Below are 18,107 nucleotides of genomic sequence, written 5' to 3'. Positions count from 1 at the left end.
CGCGGGCTGGCGCCTGTTGCTAAAACATTGAATTTTAGCGGGTTTTGTTACGTTTTGCGATGGCGGCGGCGGCGCCGAGCACCGCTGCGGCCAGAATCAGCGCAGGCCAGTTGCCGAAACGGATGTATGGCGTGAGGCCAGCGTAGGGTTGTACCGAGCCTTCGAGCACGCCGGGCGTCTCGCGCGGCAAAGCCGCCTGGATCCGGCCGTTGGCGTCGATGATGGCGGTTGCGCCGGTGTTGGTCGCCATCAGCATCGGGCGCCCGGTCTCCAGCGAACGCATGCGGGCGATCTGCAAGTGCTGGTCGAGTGCGATGGTATCGCCGAACCAGGCAAGATTCGACGCGTTGACCAGCAAGTCGGCGGGCTCTGCCTGATGCCGCAAGGTGCGCGCGATCTCTTCGCCGAACAGATCTTCGTAGCAGATATCGCCGGCAATGCGGTTCGGGCCGACGGCAAAACTGGGCTGAATCGCGTCGCCGCGATGGAAGTCGCCCAGCGGAATCTTCATCAGGTCGACGAACCAGCGAAAGCCGAAGGGCACGAATTCACCGAAGGGCACCAGATGGTGCTTGTCGTAACGGTATAGCGTCCGGTTGCCGGGGGTGAGCCCGAACAGGCTGTTGGTGAAGTCGGTCGGACCCTGCGGGGTGAGCGTGTCGCCGACCGCACCCAGCAGGATGTGCGAGCCGGTGGCGTCGGCAAATGCCCGTATCGGCGTGGCAACGTCGTCCGGAATCTGCTGCAGCAGCACCGGGAAGGCGGTCTCCGGCGTGACGATCAGGTCTGCCGGCTTGGCCACGATCATGTCGCGGTATAGGCGCATGGCACGCTCGACGCCGCTGCGCTCGAATTTCATTTCCTGAGGGACGTCGCCTTGCAGCAGGCGCACCGAGATCGGCCGGTGGCTGGGATGGGTCCAGGCAATATGAGAAAGGCCGAAGCCGAGTCCGGTCACGAACAGCAGTGCCAGCAATGGCGGCAGGCGCCGCACCAGCGGCATGCCGCCGCGGCACAAGGTGGCAAGCAGCGCCGCACTGCAGGCCGCCGCGGCGCTCACCCCATACATGCCGACCACGGGGGCGTAGCCGGCGAGCGGGCCGTCGGTATGCGCGTAGCCGCTGGCAAGCCACGGGAAGCCGGTAAAAAGGGTGCCGCGCAACCACTCCGATAACAGCCATGCGGCAGCGAAACACAGGATGCGGCGCACGCCCGGACGCGGCGCAAGGCTTCTGCTCAGCCCAGCGGCCAACGCGGGGAAGAGTGCCAGGTAAATTGCGAACAGCACCACCGCCAGGCCGGCGATGGGCGCCGGCATGGCGCCATACGTATGCATGCTGACGTATAACCACCAGATGCCGGCCAGAAACCAGCCCAGGCCAAAGGCCCAACCGCTGACGATGGCCTGGCGCACGCTGGCGCTGCGCTCGACCAGCGCATAAAGGCCGGCCAGGGCGGCGATCTCCAGCCACCACCAGTCGCGCGGCGCGAACGCCAGCATGTGAAGCGCGCCGCATACCGCGCCGATCGTGGCATACGACCAGCCCTGCCGGGTATGCGGCAGTGTTGCCGTCGTCACGCGCATGTCCTATTCCTGTGCCACGGGTTGGGGCGGCGGGGTCTTGCGGATCAGCAAGACATGGACTTGCCGCCCGTCGGCGCGCAGCACCTCGAACAGCACGTTGTTGATGCGGATGCGCTCGCCGCGCCGCGGCACGCGACCGAACTGGTGCGTCACCAGGCCGCCGATCGTGTCGTTCTCTTCGTCGTGCAGCTGGGTGCCGAACGCTTCATTGAACTGCTCGATTTCAGTCAGGGCGCGAATCCGGTAGCTGCCGTCGGGCGCGGCAATGATGTTGTCTTCTTCCTCGTCGAAATCGTATTCGTCCTCGATGTCGCCGACGATCTGCTCGAGCACGTCTTCGATGGTGATCAATCCGGCGACACCGCCGTACTCGTCGACCACGATGGCGATATGGTTGCGATTGACGCGAAAGTCGTGCAGCAGCACGTTCAGGCGCTTCGATTCGGGAATGAAGACGGCCGGGCGCAGCATGTCGCGCACGTCGAAGTCCTGGTTGACGTAGCAGCGCAGCAAATCCTTGGCCAGCAGGATGCCGATGATGTTGTCGCGGTTACCCTCATAGACCGGATAGCGCGAATGGGCCTGCTCCAGCACGAAGGGCAGGAACTGGTCGGGCGTCTCGGCGATGTTGACGGCATCCATCTGGGCGCGCGGCACCATGATGTCGCGGGCGCACAATTCGGCAACCTGGAACACCCCCTCGATCATTGCCAGGGAGTCGGCATCGACGAGATTGCGCTCGTGCGCATCCTGGAGGATTTCCAGGAGTTCTGCGCGCGATTCGGGTTCGGGGGAAATGAGGTCGGTCAAGCGCTCCAGCAGGGAGCGCGGTTTGTCCACGGGTTTGCGACTGGGGTAGGGGTCGGTCATGACTGTGCGTCCATCACTTCTGGGCGCGGGCGTTAACAAGAGAGTCTCAAGGATACACTAATCGCATGTCGCGGCATGGCTAGCGACAGCGCCGCAGGATGGCTTCGAGCGCCTGATCGGGCATGTCGGCCTCGCGCAGGGCCTGCACGGTGCGGGCAACATAATCGTGCGTGGTGCCGTAGCGCCCTTGCGCGCGACTGAATACATGACGGATCAGATCGTCGTTGAGCCGGCCGGCGTAGGTCTTGACGTCGCGCCGCATCACGAAAGCCAGGGCGCGCGTGTCATGCCCGTCGGCCAGTGTGCAACGCAGCCAGGCGGGGTTATACGACCCCATGGCCATCTCGCGGTGCCAGAGCGTCGCCAGATGAGCGCGCGCCTGATCGGCTCCCAGGCGCATCGCCATTCCGTTGCAGGAGCCGCCCCGGTCGAGCGCGAGCACCAGGCCGGGCTGCTCGGGCGTGCCGCGGTTGATCCGTGACCACAGGTAAAGACCCCGGTGGTAGCCAAATACCTTGGCCCGCCGGGTTTCGACCACAGGCACGCCCGGATTCCAGATCAGTGACCCGTAGGCGAATAGCCAGATATCGGCCTTGCCGTCCCAGTGCCGCAGGGCGCCATCGAGCGAGGCGGCCATTTCTTCCTGGCTCAAGTGGCGGGCAATACCGAGATCGGGTGGATAGGCCGAGCGGTTCATGATGGTGTTGCGGGCCGCTTTTTCGGGTTTTCGGGCGACGGTTCCAGATAGGGATCGGGAAAACCCATGCCGGTCAGCAACTCGGTTTCGATGCCTTCCATTTCACCGGCCTCGGCCTCGGTTTGATGATCATAGCCCTGTGCGTGCAGCACGCCATGGACGATCAGATGGGCGTAGTGCGCGCGCAACTCCTTGCCCTGTTCCCGGGCTTCGCGCTCGACCACCGGGCAGCACAGGATGATATCGCCGCTGACCGGGTCGCTCTCGGACTCCGCGTAGGCGAAGGTCAGGACATTGGTGGCGTAGTCCTTGCCCCGATACGTTCGATTCAGCATCCGGCCCTCGTCGGCATCGACAAAGCGCAGCGTCAGCGCGGCGTCGGCAAACAGGGCTGCCTTGACCCAGCGGCTCAGGGTGGCGCGGGGCAATACCGTCTTGTGCGTAGGCCAATCCGCAGTGGCGAACTGCACGGTGAGTTTCAGGGCGGGGGCGCGAGTCATCAGCGGCTGCGTTTGGTGTCGCCCACACCGTCGGGCACATCGAGACCGGCTTCGGCGTGACGGGCATGTTCGTCATACGCCTCGACGATCCGGGCGACCAGCGGGTGGCGCACGACGTCGACGCTCGAGAAGCGCGTCATCGCAATGCCGCGGACATTTTTCAGGATGTGCTGGGCTTCCATCAGGCCGCTTTTGTGACCGCGCGGCAAGTCGACTTGCGTGGTGTCGCCTGTGACCACCGCCTTGCTGCCGAAACCGATCCGTGTGAGGAACATTTTCATCTGTTCCGGCGTGGTATTTTGCGCCTCATCCAAAATAATGAAGGCGTGATTAAGGGTGCGACCCCGCATATAGGCGAGCGGCGCGATCTCGATCATTTGCCGCTCGAACATTTTCTGGGTCTTGTCGAAGCCGAGCAGGTCGTACAGGGCATCGTACAAAGGGCGCAGGTACGGGTCGACCTTCTGAGCCAGGTCGCCGGGCAGGAAACCCAACCGCTCGCCGGCTTCCACCGCGGGCCGGGTCAGGACGATGCGCTTGACCGCGTCGCGCTCGAGCGCATCGACCGCGCAGGCGACCGCCAGATACGTTTTTCCAGTGCCGGCCGGGCCAATGCCGAAGGTCACATCGTGCGACAGGATCTGCTTGAGATATTCGCGTTGGGTCGGTGTGCGCCCGCGCAGATCGGCTCGCCGCGTGTGCAGGACCGGGGAGTCGCTCTGGTCGAGATCCTCGCTCACGAAGGGGTTGTCTTCCCCGCCAAGGCGAATCGCCGGGCTTTTTCCCTGGCGGGTTTCGACCAGGCCCAACTGGATGTCGTCGACCGTGAGTGGCTCCGATGCGCGGTTATAGAAAACTTCCAGCACCTGGACGGTGGCCGCGGCCGCATCGCCGCGCACCGTAAAGCGGTGGCCGCGCCGGTTGATCGCGACGTCGAGCGCCTGCTCGATCTGGCGCAGATTTTCATCGAGCGGCCCGCACAGATTGGCCAGTCGCTTGTTGTCGTCCCGTGGCGCGGTGAATTCGTGGGTGGGCGCTTTCAAGATATTTTTGTGGGGGCTGCGGTGTGATGGGGAAGGCCTCAGGGCCGGGCGGCGATTTCGCCGCGCAACGAATGCGGAAACGCCTGGGTGATGGTGACGTCGATCATCTGGCCGGGCAGGCGCGCACGCTCATGCGTCGGCGCGGGAAAGTTCACCACCCGGTTGTTTTCAGTGCGGCCCTGCATTTCCTGCGCATCCTTGCGCGAGACGCCCTCGACCAGAATGCGCTGGGTGCTGCCGAGCATCGCCTGGCTGATGCGCTGCATGTTTTCCTCGATGGTCGCCTGCAGCGTCTGCAGACGGCGCAGCTTGATCTCGCGAGGCGTGTCGTCGTGCAGGTTGGCGGCGGGTGTGCCGGGCCGGGGGCTGTAGATGAACGAAAAGCTGGTGTCGTAGCCGATCTCTTCGACCAGCGCCATCATTTTGTCGAAATCGGCCTCGGTTTCGCCCGGAAAGCCGACGATAAAGTCGGATGACATCGACATGTCGGGACGGATTTGCCGCAGCCGCCGGATGATCGACTTGTATTCGAGCACGGTGTAGCCGCGTTTCATGGCCGAGAGAATGCGGTCGGCACCGTGTTGCACCGGCAGATGCAGGTGATTCACCAGCTTGGGCACCTTGGCGTAGGTTTCGATCAGGCGCGAAGAAAATTCCTTCGGGTGGCTGGTGGTGTAGCGAATCCGTTCGATGCCGGGAATCTCCGCGACGTATTCGATCAACAGGGCAAAATCGGCAATCTCGCGCTCGCCCATCGCGCCACGGTAGGCATTGACGTTCTGGCCGAGCAGCGTGACTTCGCGCACGCCCTGGTCGGCGAGGCCGGCAACTTCGGTCAGCACGTCGTCGAACGGACGCGAGACCTCTTCGCCGCGGGTGTATGGTACGACGCAATAGCTGCAATATTTACTGCAGCCCTCCATGATCGATACGAAAGCCGTGGCGCCTTCCACCTTGGCTGGCGGCAAATGGTCGAATTTCTCGATTTCGGGGAAGGAGATATCGACCTGGGCGTGACCGAGCGCGCGGCGTTTGGCCATCATCTCGGGCAACCGGTGCAGTGTTTGCGGCCCGAATACGATGTCCACATAGGGGGCGCGCGTCACAATCGCGGCGCCCTCCTGGCTGGCGACACAGCCGCCGACGCCGATCAGCAGATCCGGCTTTGCTTCCTTGAGCTGGCGTACCCGGCCAAGATCGGAAAACACCTTCTCCTGGGCCTTTTCGCGTACCGAGCAGGTATTGAAAAGGATGACATCCGCTTCTTCGGGATTGTCGGTCTTTTCCATGCCCTCGGCCGCATCGAGTACGTCGACCATCTTGTCGGAATCGTACTCATTCATTTGACAGCCGAATGTCTTGACGTAAAGCTTCTTTTTTGCCATTTCGAGCGCCGATCGCAGTGGTTGACCTGGGGGCGTTTTGGAGAAAACGAAAGAGATGGCCGCAGACTGCGCGGGCCGCGCGCCGCCGACCGGGACTGGCAAAACGCCAGGAGTGGAGGTCGAGGGCGCGTCAAGCCCGATATTATAGCCGGTCGGGCTATCGGTTGTTTTTCATCGCGCTGACGGCGACGCGGATATTGTGCTGGAACAACTGCAGGTAGGTGACGGCTTCCTGGGTCTGCGAGAGCGCATCGGCGTAGAGCTTGCCGCTGACTTTGAGGTGCGCGTCGCGGGCGACCCGCTCGACGACCTGCGGGCTGGCTGTGTTTTCCGCAAAGATCGCCTGGGTGCCAAGGTAGCGTAGTTTGCGGGCCAGACGGCGTATTTCCCACGCACTGAGCTCGCGGTTGCGGGTCGGGCTGGGTGGCGTAATGAAGCGGATGTCGAAGCGCTCGCCGAGATACCCGAAGTCGTCATGGGCGGTGAAAATGACGCGGCGCGGCGGCGGAATGGGCGCCAACTGCTTATGCGCCCAGGTGACCAGATCATCGAGCGCCAACGTGTAATTCAGCGCCCGCTCGGTGTAATAGGCCCGTCCGGCCGGGTCGGCGGCGATCAGCGCGTCGCGGATGCGCAGCGCCACGGTTTTGACCAGCACGGGGTCCTGGAATACGTTGGGATCGGGCACCAGCTTGCCGTGCTCTCGAATCATGCGAGGCTTGATGCCTTCGGTGACGACCGCGACGGGGCCTCGATAGTGGCTGATCGCCTTCAGGTGCGGCAGCCAGTTTTCCAGGCCAAGACCATTGACGAGCAGCAGGCGCGCATGGTCCAGCTTGTCGGCGTCGGCAGGGGTGGGCTGGTAGGTGCGGCTATCGCGGTCCGGACCAACCAGTGTGGTCACCTCGACGCGATCGCCGCCGACGTTATGCACGATGTCGCCAAGAATGCTGAAGCTCGCCACCACAGGGAGTTTGCTGTCCTGGGCGTGGGCGAGGCTGGTCAGCAAGGCCAGACAGGCCACCAGCCAGGGCTTCAGAAAACGCTGCATCTTGCTCTCCTTGTCAATCCTAATGCGCTGCCTTCCCATGCGCGTGCCGGCGTCCGGCCAGGCCCCGGGTTATCGGACGGCCTGCCGGTGCCCGTTGTCGACAATGGGAGGGCGGGGGGGCGTGGCCAAGCTGAGCCGCCGAGGGGGCTCAGCTTGGCCAAAGCATGACAGATTAACACTGCTTGCTGTCGGCGCCTGAAATTGTCGCTGTCATCAATGTGTCAAATCAACGTTCCCATCGGCTTGCCCGCCGTGCGTGCAGACGACACCCGGGGGAGGACGACATGGGGATTGACTGCGCGAAGCGGTGCGCGATTCGCGAGGCTTGGCTGGCAGATGCCCGTGATGTCCGGCCTGGCCGGCGCTATGGCTGGCGCAGGGCGAAGACGGAGGGGCAATGCGGGCTTTCGATATGCAACAAAGTTGCATTGCCAAGGGAGTTCCCGTCATTCGGGCGACGCCCGCCGCCGTGTCCGCGCATCTGCGTCGATATCAGGGTTTTGGAGCGTTGTGCCGGCAACACATTTTTCCTAGCGGGCGTAACATAGTTTGCAATATGGTGTCGATAGGCCGACTGGCCGGCGCCATCTGACGAGGAGGTCGCCGATGTCCTGAAAACGGTGTTTTTCGTGAAGTAACCGACGTCCCACCGGTCTGACTTGATGCGCTCGGTCAGCCCGCGATCAGGCCTCGTTTTTTCTCGGCCGCTACCCATTCCATGGCGATTGCATTCGACTCGATGGTCATCGCGCCGGGCGCTGCGATTCATATCCGGCTTCCACAAATTCAACGAAACATATTGCATTCCTAAGTGCTTGGCAGCACCGTAATGTCAAACGGACGAAATAATGCAACTGGCTCGTCCGGCCGGCGCCGGGCCGCTTTTGCCGCAGCAGATTCGGCGCATCGCGTGTTCGGGCATGCGCGCTTTTGTATTTTGTGAAAATGCGCGAGACAAGATTTTTTTTTGCGCATATGATGAAGTTAAGTGTTGATTTTTCGCTGCACAAGTTTAAAGTCAACCTAAAGCGGTTTTCAGTCGTTCATGTGATGGAGTGCAGGTCGAGCAAAGCGGTGGTGAGTCACTATCTTTTGCGAAACCAACGTATTGCATTCCGAGTCTATTAGCATGACACGCGCCGCATGCGGCGGGTTACTAAAGAGGCGGGGTGACGTATATGGATATTTTCAGCCATTACACGACGCGTTTCGAAGCTCGCAGAGAAGAGGAATTCACCATCCAGGAATACCTCGAGATCTGCAAGAAAGACCCTACGGCGTACGCGACTTCGGCCGAGCGCATGCTCAAGGCGATCGGTGAGCCTGAACTGGTGGACACGCATCACGATCCCCGTCTGTCGCGCATCTTCTCGAACAAGATCATCAAGATATACCCGGCTTTCCGGGATTTCTACGGCATGGAAGATACGATCGAGCAGATCGTATCGTTCTTCAAACATGCCGCGCAGGGGCTCGAGGAACGCAAGCAGATCCTCTATTTGCTCGGGCCGCCGGGCGGTGGCAAATCCTCGCTGGCGGAAAAGCTCAAGGCGCTGATGGAGGAAATCCCCATCTACGCGCTGAAGGGCTCGCCCGTGCATGAGTCGCCCCTGGGTCTTTTCTCCGCAGGCGAGGATGCCAAAATCCTCGAGGAAGACTATGGGATCCCGTCGCGTTACCTGAACACGATCGCGTCGCCATGGGCGGTCAAGCGACTGCACGAGTTCAATGGCGACATCACGCAGTTCCGGGTGGTGAAGCTGCGCCCGTCGGTGCTGGCCCAACTGTCGATCGCCAAGACCGAACCAGGCGACGAGAACAACCAGGACATCTCCGCACTGGTCGGCAAGGTCGATATCCGCAAGCTCGAGGATTTCCCGCAGGACGACCCGGACGCCTACTCGTATTCCGGCGGCCTTTGCCTGGCCAATCGCGGTTTGCTCGAGTTCGTCGAAATGTTCAAGGCGCCGATCAAGGTGCTGCACCCGCTGCTCACGGCGACCCAGGAAGGCAACTACAAGGGCACTGAAGGTTTTGGTGCGATTCCGTTCGACGGCATTGTGCTGGCGCACTCCAACGAGGCGGAGTGGCAGGCGTTCAAGAGTAACCGCAACAACGAGGCATTTCTCGATCGGATCTACATCGTCAAGGTACCTTACTGCCTGCGCGTGACCGACGAAGTCAAGATCTACGAGAAGCTGGTCAAGAACAGTTCGCTGGCCAACGCCCCGCGTGCGCCGAACGTGCTGAAAATGATGGCTCAGTTCGCCGTGCTCACCCGGCTGAAGGAACCGGAGAACTCGAACCTGTTCTCGAAGATGCGCGTATATGACGGCGAAAATCTCAAGGATATCGATCCGAAGGCGAAGTCATATCAGGAGTATCGCGACTACGCGGGCGTCGACGAAGGCATGACCGGGTTGTCGACCCGGTTCGCCTTCAAGGTGCTGTCCAAGGTATTCAATTTCGACAATACCGAAGTCGCCGCCAATCCGGTGCATCTGCTCTATGTGCTCGAGCAGCAGATCGAGCGTGAGCAGTATGCTCCCGAGATCGAGAAGCGGTACCTGGCCTACATCAAGGAGTACCTGACGGCGCCGTTCGTCGAATTCATCGGCAAGGAGATTCAGACCGCCTATCTGGAGTCGTATTCCGAATATGGCCAGAATATCTTTGACCGATATGTGAATTTCGCCGATCTGTGGATTCAGGATCAGGAATACCGCGATCCGAATACCGGAGAAATTCTCGATCGCACGGCGCTGAACGACGAACTCGAAAAAGTGGAAAAACCCGCGGGCATCACCAACCCCAAGGATTTCCGCAACGAAATCGTCAATTTCGTACTGCGGGCGCGAGCCAACAATGCGGGCAAGAATCCCTTGTGGACGAGCTACGAGAAACTGCGCGCGGTTATCGAGAAGCGCATGTTCTCGACCACCGAGGATTTGCTGCCGGTGATTTCCTTCAACGCGAAGTCATCCAAGGAAGATCAGGAAAAGCACGCGAACTTTGTCAATCGCATGGTTGAAAAAGGGTACACGCCCAAGCAGGTCCGCCTGCTGGTCGAATGGTACCTGCGCGTACGAAAATCCTCCTGACGACTTCGCCATGCCGAGGAAACTATGTCCGCAATACTGGATCGGCGGGAAAACGGTAAGAACAAGAGTGCCATCAATCAGCAACGCTTCATCCGACGCTACCGCGAGCAGATCAAGCGCGCGGTAGCGAAGGCTGTGGCCGGACGCAAGATCACCGATGTCGACAGCAGCGGGCAAGTCTCCATTCCGGTGAAGGACATCTCGGAACCGATGTTCCATCACGGCCAGGGCGGGCGGCGCGAGATGGTGCACCCGGGCAACCGCGAGTTTGTCGTCGGCGACAATTTCGAGCGGCCGCCTCCGCAAGGCGGCGGCAACGGCAGCCGCGCGAGCGATTCCGGCGAGGGCGAGGACGACTTCGTCTTTACGTTGTCGCGCGAGGAGTTTCTCAAGTTTTTCTTCGAAGACATGGCGTTGCCGGATCTGGTCAAGCGCCGGCTCGCGCAGATTCCGGAATTCCGCAAGGTGCGCGCCGGCTACTCGATCGACGGCACGCCGTCCAATCTGAGCGTCATCCGCACCATGCGCAGCTCGATCGGGCGGCGCATTGCCCTGTCGGCTCCATACCGCAAGCGCCTGCGCGAAGTGGAGGAGGCCTATCTTGCCGCCGTCGCCGAAGCCGGCGGCGAGTCGGAAAAGGCTCAGGCCCTAATGCGCGAAATGACACGCCTGCGCATGCGCCTGGAGGGCATTCCGTATATCGAGAAGCTCGATCTGCGCTATGCCAACCGCATTCTTCAGCCGCGTTCGCAGGCACAGGCCGTGATGTTTTGCCTGATGGATGTGTCGGGCTCGATGGATCAAAGCCGCAAGGATCTGGCCAAGCGGTTCTTCATGCTGCTATACCTCTTTTTGCGGCATCACTATGAGCGTATCGATCTGGTGTTGATCCGGCACCACACGACTGCCAAGGAGGTCGACGAAGATGATTTCTTCTATGCGCGCGAATCGGGGGGCACGGTGGTCTCCAGCGCACTGAAGCTGATGCTCGAGGTCATTCATGACCGTTATCCGGTCAGCGAGTGGAACATCTACGGTGCGCAAGTCTCCGATGGCGACAACTGGGATGGCGATTCACCGATTTGCCGGGAGCTCCTGAACGATTCGATCATGCCGCTGGTGCAATATTTTGCCTATATCGAGGTGGCCAGCGCCGAGCCGCAAAACCTTTGGAACGAGTATCTGGCGGTCAAGGAGGCTTACCCGAACTTCGCAATGCAGCGCATCATGGAGGCTGCCGAAATCTACCCCGTATTGCACGACCTGTTCAGGAAAAAGGCAACGTAGTCAGTTGCGTCGCCCACTGGCAGCAAACGACTCACCCACGGATGCATCATGGCCTATCTATCGACCGGTTCTGAATGGACCTTTGAGCTGATTCAGCGCTATGAAAGAGAAATTGCGCGCATCGCCGCCAATTTCGGGCTGGATACCTATCCCAATCAAATCGAAATCATCACCGCTGAGCAGATGCTCGACGCCTACGCCACGGTGGGCTTGCCGGTCGGTTACCACCATTGGTCGTTCGGCAAGCATTTCCTGGCGTCGGAGCGAGGCTACAAACGTGGCCAAATGGGGCTCGCTTACGAGATCGTCATCAACTCGAATCCGTGCATCGCCTATTTGATGGAGGAAAACTCCATGACCATGCAGGCGCTGACGATTGCGCACGCATGCTATGGACATAACTCTTTTTTCAAGGGCAACTACCTGTTCCGGACCTGGACTAGCGCCGACGCAATCATCGACTATCTGCTGTTTGCCCGCAATTACATCGCCGAATGCGAGCAGCGACATGGCGAGCAGGAAGTCGAACTGCTGCTCGATTCCTGTCACGCCCTGATGAATTACGGGGTCGATCGCTATAAGCGTCCGAAGCGGCTCTCGCTGGCGCAGGAGCAGGCGCGCCAGAAAGAACGCGAAAATTATCTGCAGACTCAGATCAACGATTTATGGCGAACGTTGCCCACCGCCATCCACGACGACGATGAATTCGATGGCGAGGGCGCCGAAGGCGAAGAGCCGACGTTTCCTCCCGAGCCCCAGGAAAATCTGCTGTATTTCTTCGAGAAGAACGCGCCTCGATTGGCTCCCTGGCAGCGCGAGATAGTGCGCATCGTACGCAAGCTCGGGCAGTATTTCTATCCGCAGCGCCAAACCAAGGTGATGAACGAGGGGTGGGCCTCGTTTTGGCATTACACCATCATGAATCAGCTCTACGAGGAAAAGCTGATTACCGACAGCGCCATGATGGAGTTCCTGCACGCGCATACCAATGTCATCTATCAGCCGTCCTACGACAGTCCCTACTACAGCGGGCTCAACCCCTACACGCTGGGCTTTGCCATCTTCCGTGATCTGCGTCGCATGTGCGAGCATCCGACTGACGAGGATCGCCGCTGGGCACCCGACGTGGCGGGCAGCGATTGGCACAAGACGCTGGACTTTGCGATGCGCAATTTCAAGGACGAAAGCTTCATACTGCAGTTCCTGTCGCCTCAGGTGATTCGCGATCTGAAGCTTTTTTCGATGCTCGACGACGATCGCGACAGCCGGTTGCGCGTGACGGCGATTCACGACGATGCCGGCTATCGCGCCATTCGCGAAATGCTTGCCGAGCAATACAACCTCAGCAACCTGGAACCCAATGTGCAGGTGGCCTCGGTCGACTTGCATGGCGATCGGTCGCTGACGCTGCGGCACGTTCAGCATAACCGGCGACCGCTCGATCGAAGCTGCGAAGACGTGATGAAGCACGTCGCGCGCTTATGGGGCTTTACGGTGCGGCTCGAAACGGTATTCGACGATGGGCGCAGCGAGATGGCGTTCGAAACCAAAGTGGAGCGGCCGCGCCGACGCTATAGCCTGACACCTTGAGAAAGCATTCATGAAACTGTCGATTCTGGGTCTCGATCACGTCGTCCTGCGGGTGTATGACGTGGCACGCATGCGAGCATTTTATTGCGACGTATTGGGTTGTGTGCTCGAGCGCGAGCAGCCCGACCTCGGTCTGGTGCAATTGCGCGCGGGCAATGCATTGATCGATCTGGTCGATGTCGCGGGCAAGATCGGCCGGCAAGGTGGCCGGGCCCCGCAGGCCGATGGGCGCAACATGGACCACTTTTGCCTACGTGTGGCACCTTTCGACGCGACGGCGATTCGCGATCATTTGGAATCGTGCGGTGTGAGCGTGGGTGAGCTGGCCACGCGTTATGGCGCCGACGGTGAAGGGCCGTCTCTCTATATCCAGGATCCGGAAGACAACACCGTGGAGCTCAAGGGCGCTATCTGACAGAAAATGCGACTAGGCGGTGGAAATCGCATCCCGGTACCGGCTGAGTACGCTCTGATTTCTCCCCTTGTCCTTGGCCTCGTATAGCGCGCGGTCCGCGTCGGAAAGCATGCGGTCGATATTCAACGCGGTGCCTGGCAGCCAGGTGGCGATTCCGACACTGATCGTGACCGCGTCGCCGCTTGCAACCGTGTGCGCCGGGAGCATCTCGGTGGCCGCCTGGCGAACCGATTCGCGCAGACGGTTGCTCACCCTCAAGGCAGTCGTCTCGTCAGTATCCGGAAGTATCAGGGCGAACTCTTCGCCGCCCAGTCGAACCGCGAAATGGCTCGGCTGCGGAATGCCCTGCAAGATCGTGGCGGCCACCCGTTGCAGTACCGCGTCGCCGAACGGGTGACCATGGCGATCGTTGACCTGCTTGAAAAAATCAATGTCGATAAGCAGCAATGAAAGCGGCGTTTTGAGGCTGGCAGCCTTGCCGGAAATTTGCTGTGCCCATACGTCGAAATAGCGGCGATTGTGAATTTTTGTCAGCGGATCGACAAACACTTGTTCTGCCAAATCGGTATTGGTCAAAGCGAGTGACTGATACTGCCGGGTGATTTCCAGAATCACCGAAATAGCCGCGGTGGCGGGAGCCGCAATCATCATCAGACAGGCAAAACACCACTGGATGGAATAGGGTGATCGTGCCGAGATGACGAGCGTGATCTCGCAGATGACGATGATGAGGATCACCGAAACCAGCAGAAAAACCTTGTGATCCAGACGCGTTTTCTGGCACACGTAAACCAGCAGGGCTGCATCGATCATCGCGAGCGCGGTGCCAGTCAGTAGCGGCCATTGGGAGCCGAAATGCGCCGTCATCGCAGCGGCCAAATCTGTGTGCGTGCTCCCGATCAGCAGCGTTGTGAGTGCCCAGGATCCGACCGCGACAAGCCCGTATCGCACTGTGGCGAGATAGCCGGCCGGATGGGACGTCTCGCGGCGGGTGCGAAGATACGACCGGGTGCCGAGCGCAACGAACAGTGCAAAGCCGCTTTCCCCGGCCAGCCAGAGCCAGGCGCCCGATGATTGCCACATCGTTGCGGAAACGCTGGCAATGGGCATGCCGGAGCCAAGGATCGCCTGCGTGAGTTCAAACAGACTGCGAGACAAAAATGCACTGCCAAGCAATGCAAAGTAGCGCTTGCCGTTATAGAAGTACTGGGTGCCGAACAATATCGCGGCCAGCAGATTCAGAATGCCGGCGATCGATAGCAAAAATACCAGTAGTAGCGAATCGGCGGATGCTTGTGAATCCTTGAGAATATAGCTCGATGCCGTCGTCGCAAATATTAGGACGACAACAATGAACCCTGCCGCCCGATTCCTGGGCTCAGTTCGACTGATGGTGCTTTCCATGACTATTGTTTGCCATTCCAATGGCTCCAACCAGCATGCAGAGCACGGAGCCCAATCACTCTGGTGGCTCAGCGCTCCCCCGATAATCTAAATGCATGATAATTAATATTTTTTGCCATGATACATCAACTATTCATCGACGCCCGGCCGCGAAATATTAATTGGTGATGAATTTTGGGGGCGGCGGCGGCGCCGCCGGTGCGTTTCGTGCACGCTCTTGGGCGGTACCGTCAACTCGGCAAGATTCTTGGGCGGAAATCCGGATTGAATTAGGATAAATCGGAGGGCCGCTAGCGTCATAATCGCGTTTTTTCCTTCCATGTTGGCGATGCAGTGATTTGCAAACGGTCCGAACGTGGTCTTATCGATGTTTTTTACGCTGTCGGGCTCGAATCCGGCATCCCGCAAAAATGCCCTAAAGGTGAGCCATGACGAGTGCATGATTTCCTTCAGTTTCCTACCACATTCAATCTGCGAAACGATGCTATTGATCTCTTGAGAAACTTTGCTTTCTTCCATGTTTTCCTCGTATCGGTAAGTAAGTACTTCGAAGGTTATTTTTGAAAAAATGACGTCGCAATATCCGTTATGTCTATTGGCCGTCTTGCTTTAAGTATGTTCGTCGTGAAAAGGAGAGCACCGGGTCGATGTCTCCTATATCCGTCACCTATAGGTGAACTGGTTGGATACGGCCCACTGGGAACCCGCTTGCCTGAGCGTGTTGGGCTTTGACCTGAATGCGCAGGCTGGCGCGGGGAATTTTCTTTGTCGGCTGTCTGTTGTGAGCTTCGCCCTTTTTGGGCTTCAACTTTCCCTTGAAATATGCCTTGAGCGGTTGGCAGTAGACGGACAAGATCATAGGTATTCGGCTTGGTCCGTGACCAAGACTCTCGCTCACGCGCACCAAGGTCTCATCAGGTGATAATCCGGCATTAAGCATCTCCATCGCCTTCGTTTGTGCGTAGCTATATCGCAACGCATGGAACGACACTTCGCCTCTCATCCCAATGGATGAGAGCAAGTAAGCCATTCGGCCGATTGCCGATTTGAGGTTGTCTTGTCCGCCAGAGATAAACTTGAATTTGTTTTCTCGCGCATATTCGAGAGCCTCGTCAATTGCGGAAAGAGTCTGGTCTCGCTCGCCCTCCATGATTTCTATTGCACGAAGGCGACCGTTTTTCGTGCCCCGTAGTGTCGGTAGACTATAGTCGCCGCGAACGATGGCTGCGCGCCACATGGGTAGATCTGGCGCGCACATCAACGCCTCTTTCCTTCGGAGACCGAGGTGTCTGCTTAGCTTGATCAGTAGCGACAGGCCAACTTCGCCCCGCTGCTCGCAGCGTACTATAAGCGCTTCAACTTCTTCGGTGGTAAGCGCGCGTTTAGTGCCCGAGCGGGACCGGCGAGGTATGCCAAGCCGTGAGTTTGAGCAAATTTCATCGATGTTTCTCCCGGCTTCGCGAAAGATAACTCGGATTGATGAGAATACGTTGGGGAGAGTTGCTGTCCGCATACCCTCAGCCATGAGATAGCATGCATAAAATTGCACGGCAACTGGGTTGATTTCGCTGAAACGTGGTCGCAACTCTCCCACATTTCGACAAAACGACAAGAATCCATTGAGATTGGACCTTCTGTTTTTTTTGGTCCCGCTAGCCCCACCACGTCGCTCGTTACTCAGCCGGACACCGTGACGCGCACTCGAAAACGTTGCCATGATCTAGCTCCTTCGGAAAGCGCAAAGGGATTCTGTTCGGCCTTGCGCTTAGCTCGAACAGACCCCCTTCCAGCCACCAATTGGCTGTATTTCTGTCGGCATTGCGTCTTTGATTAGCAATCCGGCCGGGGGTCGAGACAGATGCATCAAAGGTCGCTTTCTACGAGGCGCAGAATGGAAGCGTGTTTAGTTTGGCATCCAAAAAACACGGAGCGAACGCTTCGAACTGCACTCGATTTGATTGGCTTTCCCGCAAGGTGATATCTGCACAGTAGAGTCCTGTGCAAATGACGAGCGTGCGCTCGGCGGGACTTTTGAATGCCTGGAGAGGCATGATTGGATCGATCGATTGACCAAGCGACTGCTGTCGGAAAAATCGATCTGGTTGCTTGAAAAGGGCGACGTCAAAAAATGCAGATAGACTGCCCACCCCTAAGTGAAGCGCGGCGTTAAATACTCAAAAAGCCACGTAATGCACCAGGTGTTTCTTGATTGATGAAAATATTGATAGTCAGAGAAATGGGAGTATGAGCAAGCATCCCATTTATTTTTATGATTTACATGGGCGAGTAACGCCGCATTCAAGCCGAGAATCGCTTTGGATTTGTCACGGTTTTGACAGTTGGGCAACATTTTCTTGTCGTAGCAGCGCTGCTGCCGCGATTTCGAGCGCCAACTCTTCCACCATAATCGGTAAGGCAGCACTAACTAGTCGCTGCCCCATTCCAAAATGGGTTGGAGCGACTGACTGCTCGATCCATTTGCTGTCTTTGATTGTGCTCAGCCTCTAAAGTCCGACGTGCCATAGCAGTCGTCAGTAGAAGCGAGTGTGTCGTTCTCAGTGAAGATTTTGAATTTACTGATGCCGGCAAGCCGGCCGTTCTAAATTTCAACCACAGAGACCAAAAACAGGCGAAACACAACCGCCAATTCTAGGCCAGATGGCTCTTGTGAGTGCTGACAGGCACGGCAAGACTGTTTTTCATGATCTCTCCCTACTTGCCTCGTAAGGCGGCAAAAAGGAGCCAACGAACACCTAAGTGAAAGATTTTCACCAAAGAATTCGATTGAAAAACATACCTACCGGGTCAAGCTTTAAGCGCTTTTCAGCGTGCGCTGCGAGTTATCGCGGCGATTAAACATTTTGCCGAATGAACGACAGGCTAAGCGTACTCGAATAATTAGCTCGTGGCAAGCCCCAGCCATTATCGAATGGCAAAAGAGTCTGAGGGGGCTTTGGGATGACGGTGAGCGAAAGCGCCTCGTGTAGCGCACACTACGCTAGTTTGGGTATTTCCGATGGCGTCGCGCGTGAGCGCGGCACGTGCGCCCAGTTCTGGCTGCGTTGCGTGGAGTAGCACCCGCAGCGACAGGTTGCGTCGGACAGGCCCCCGCAGCGACAGGTTGCGTCGGACAGGCCCCCGCAGTGCCTGAAATTCTTGAGTCGCTAATTGGTAACCGG

15 protein-coding genes are annotated in these 18,107 nt (G+C 58.8%); 4 read left to right on the top strand and 11 right to left on the bottom strand.

All coding sequences use genetic code 11. The features are described from left to right. Positions 1-34 precede the first annotated feature (34 nt). From lnt to PATSB16_RS20915, 8 genes are all read right to left on the bottom strand, one after another. On the bottom strand, positions 35-1,585 hold the full coding sequence (gene lnt / locus PATSB16_RS15425; RefSeq protein WP_156884782.1) for an apolipoprotein N-acyltransferase: 1,551 nt from the start codon (positions 1,583-1,585) through the stop codon (positions 35-37). A 3-nt stretch (positions 1,586-1,588) separates the two neighbouring features. Continuing rightward, positions 1,589-2,455 carry an HlyC/CorC family transporter gene (locus PATSB16_RS15420; protein WP_047214966.1) on the bottom strand — a complete coding sequence of 289 codons (867 nt, stop codon included), beginning with the start codon at positions 2,453-2,455 and terminating at the stop codon, positions 1,589-1,591. 79 nt (positions 2,456-2,534) lie between these two features. Beyond that, positions 2,535-3,152 carry a gamma-glutamylcyclotransferase gene (locus PATSB16_RS15415; RefSeq protein WP_047214965.1) on the bottom strand — a complete coding sequence of 206 codons (618 nt, stop codon included), beginning with the start codon at positions 3,150-3,152 and terminating at the stop codon, positions 2,535-2,537. Next, positions 3,149-3,652 carry an rRNA maturation RNase YbeY gene (ybeY, locus tag PATSB16_RS15410; RefSeq protein ID WP_047214964.1) on the bottom strand — a complete coding sequence of 168 codons (504 nt, stop codon included), beginning with the start codon at positions 3,650-3,652 and terminating at the stop codon, positions 3,149-3,151. Before ybeY ends, PATSB16_RS15415 begins: the two co-directional genes overlap by 4 nt. Then, positions 3,652-4,698: a PhoH family protein gene (locus PATSB16_RS15405; protein ID WP_072628664.1), complete on the bottom strand. Its 1,047-nt coding sequence runs from the start codon at positions 4,696-4,698 to the stop codon at positions 3,652-3,654. Before PATSB16_RS15405 ends, ybeY begins: the two co-directional genes overlap by 1 nt. 35 nt (positions 4,699-4,733) lie before the next feature. Next, entirely contained in the window at positions 4,734-6,080 is a 1,347-nt protein-coding gene (gene miaB, locus PATSB16_RS15400; protein ID WP_047214962.1) for a tRNA (N6-isopentenyl adenosine(37)-C2)-methylthiotransferase MiaB, read from the bottom strand. A gap of 157 nt (positions 6,081-6,237) precedes the next feature. Further along, on the bottom strand, positions 6,238-7,131 hold the full coding sequence (locus PATSB16_RS15395; protein WP_047214961.1) for a metal ABC transporter solute-binding protein, Zn/Mn family: 894 nt from the start codon (positions 7,129-7,131) through the stop codon (positions 6,238-6,240). A 364-nt stretch (positions 7,132-7,495) separates the two neighbouring features. Next, complete coding sequence (locus tag PATSB16_RS20915; RefSeq protein WP_156884780.1) at positions 7,496-7,900, bottom strand: hypothetical protein; 405 nt, start codon at positions 7,898-7,900, stop codon at positions 7,496-7,498. Between the two features lie 409 nt (positions 7,901-8,309). On the opposite strand from PATSB16_RS20915, the gene PATSB16_RS15390 reads away from it, so the two are divergent. Genes PATSB16_RS15390 through PATSB16_RS15375 form a run of 4 tightly spaced genes read left to right on the top strand, consistent with a single transcriptional unit; the run spans position 8,310 to position 13,524 of the window. Further along, positions 8,310-10,232: a PrkA family serine protein kinase gene (locus PATSB16_RS15390; RefSeq protein WP_047214960.1), complete on the top strand. Its 1,923-nt coding sequence runs from the start codon at positions 8,310-8,312 to the stop codon at positions 10,230-10,232. Between the two features lie 24 nt (positions 10,233-10,256). After that, positions 10,257-11,519, top strand: a complete 1,263-nt coding sequence (locus tag PATSB16_RS15385; RefSeq protein ID WP_047214959.1) for a YeaH/YhbH family protein — start codon at positions 10,257-10,259, stop codon at positions 11,517-11,519. A 48-nt stretch (positions 11,520-11,567) separates the two neighbouring features. Then, on the top strand, positions 11,568-13,109 hold the full coding sequence (locus PATSB16_RS15380; RefSeq protein ID WP_047214958.1) for a SpoVR family protein: 1,542 nt from the start codon (positions 11,568-11,570) through the stop codon (positions 13,107-13,109). 10 nt (positions 13,110-13,119) lie between these two features. Then, a complete protein-coding gene (locus PATSB16_RS15375) occupies positions 13,120-13,524 on the top strand; it encodes a VOC family protein (RefSeq protein WP_047214957.1) in 405 nt (134 codons plus the stop codon). Between the two features lie 12 nt (positions 13,525-13,536). On the opposite strand, the gene PATSB16_RS15370 is transcribed toward PATSB16_RS15375, so the two are convergent. The 3 genes from PATSB16_RS15370 to PATSB16_RS15360 form a co-directional block, all read right to left on the bottom strand. After that, positions 13,537-14,928, bottom strand: a complete 1,392-nt coding sequence (locus tag PATSB16_RS15370) for a GGDEF domain-containing protein (protein WP_052892711.1) — start codon at positions 14,926-14,928, stop codon at positions 13,537-13,539. A gap of 129 nt (positions 14,929-15,057) precedes the next feature. Beyond that, on the bottom strand, positions 15,058-15,447 hold the full coding sequence (locus PATSB16_RS15365; protein WP_047214956.1) for a hypothetical protein: 390 nt from the start codon (positions 15,445-15,447) through the stop codon (positions 15,058-15,060). Between the two features lie 148 nt (positions 15,448-15,595). Next, positions 15,596-16,645, bottom strand: a complete 1,050-nt coding sequence (locus tag PATSB16_RS15360) for an integrase domain-containing protein (protein WP_047214955.1) — start codon at positions 16,643-16,645, stop codon at positions 15,596-15,598. Between the last annotated feature and the right edge of the window lie 1,462 nt (positions 16,646-18,107).

Source organism: Pandoraea thiooxydans (assembly GCF_001931675.1).
In the GTDB taxonomy this organism is placed as follows: Bacteria; Pseudomonadota; Gammaproteobacteria; order Burkholderiales; family Burkholderiaceae; genus Pandoraea; species Pandoraea thiooxydans.
Note: the sequence above shows the minus strand (reverse complement) of the source record. Positions and strands in the feature narration are given on the sequence as shown.

Bases quoted from the DNA above. Each gene is read 5' to 3' on its own strand.
- PATSB16_RS15415 (WP_047214965.1), bottom strand. From the start codon at position 3,152: ATGAACCGCTCGGCCTATCCACCCGATCTCGGTATTGCCCGCCACTTG.
- PATSB16_RS15390 (WP_047214960.1), top strand. From the start codon at position 8,310: ATGGATATTTTCAGCCATTACACGACGCGTTTCGAAGCTCGCAGAGAA.
- PATSB16_RS15420 (WP_047214966.1), bottom strand. From the start codon at position 2,455: ATGACCGACCCCTACCCCAGTCGCAAACCCGTGGACAAACCGCGCTCC.
- PATSB16_RS20915 (WP_156884780.1), bottom strand. From the start codon at position 7,900: ATGAATCGCAGCGCCCGGCGCGATGACCATCGAGTCGAATGCAATCGC.
- ybeY (WP_047214964.1), bottom strand. From the start codon at position 3,652: ATGACTCGCGCCCCCGCCCTGAAACTCACCGTGCAGTTCGCCACTGCG.
- PATSB16_RS15395 (WP_047214961.1), bottom strand. From the start codon at position 7,131: ATGCAGCGTTTTCTGAAGCCCTGGCTGGTGGCCTGTCTGGCCTTGCTG.
- PATSB16_RS15370 (WP_052892711.1), bottom strand. From the start codon at position 14,928: ATGGAAAGCACCATCAGTCGAACTGAGCCCAGGAATCGGGCGGCAGGG.
- PATSB16_RS15365 (WP_047214956.1), bottom strand. From the start codon at position 15,447: ATGGAAGAAAGCAAAGTTTCTCAAGAGATCAATAGCATCGTTTCGCAG.
- PATSB16_RS15360 (WP_047214955.1), bottom strand. From the start codon at position 16,645: ATGGCAACGTTTTCGAGTGCGCGTCACGGTGTCCGGCTGAGTAACGAG.
- lnt (WP_156884782.1), bottom strand. From the start codon at position 1,585: ATGCGCGTGACGACGGCAACACTGCCGCATACCCGGCAGGGCTGGTCG.
- PATSB16_RS15380 (WP_047214958.1), top strand. From the start codon at position 11,568: ATGGCCTATCTATCGACCGGTTCTGAATGGACCTTTGAGCTGATTCAG.
- PATSB16_RS15375 (WP_047214957.1), top strand. From the start codon at position 13,120: ATGAAACTGTCGATTCTGGGTCTCGATCACGTCGTCCTGCGGGTGTAT.
- PATSB16_RS15385 (WP_047214959.1), top strand. From the start codon at position 10,257: ATGTCCGCAATACTGGATCGGCGGGAAAACGGTAAGAACAAGAGTGCC.
- miaB (WP_047214962.1), bottom strand. From the start codon at position 6,080: ATGGCAAAAAAGAAGCTTTACGTCAAGACATTCGGCTGTCAAATGAAT.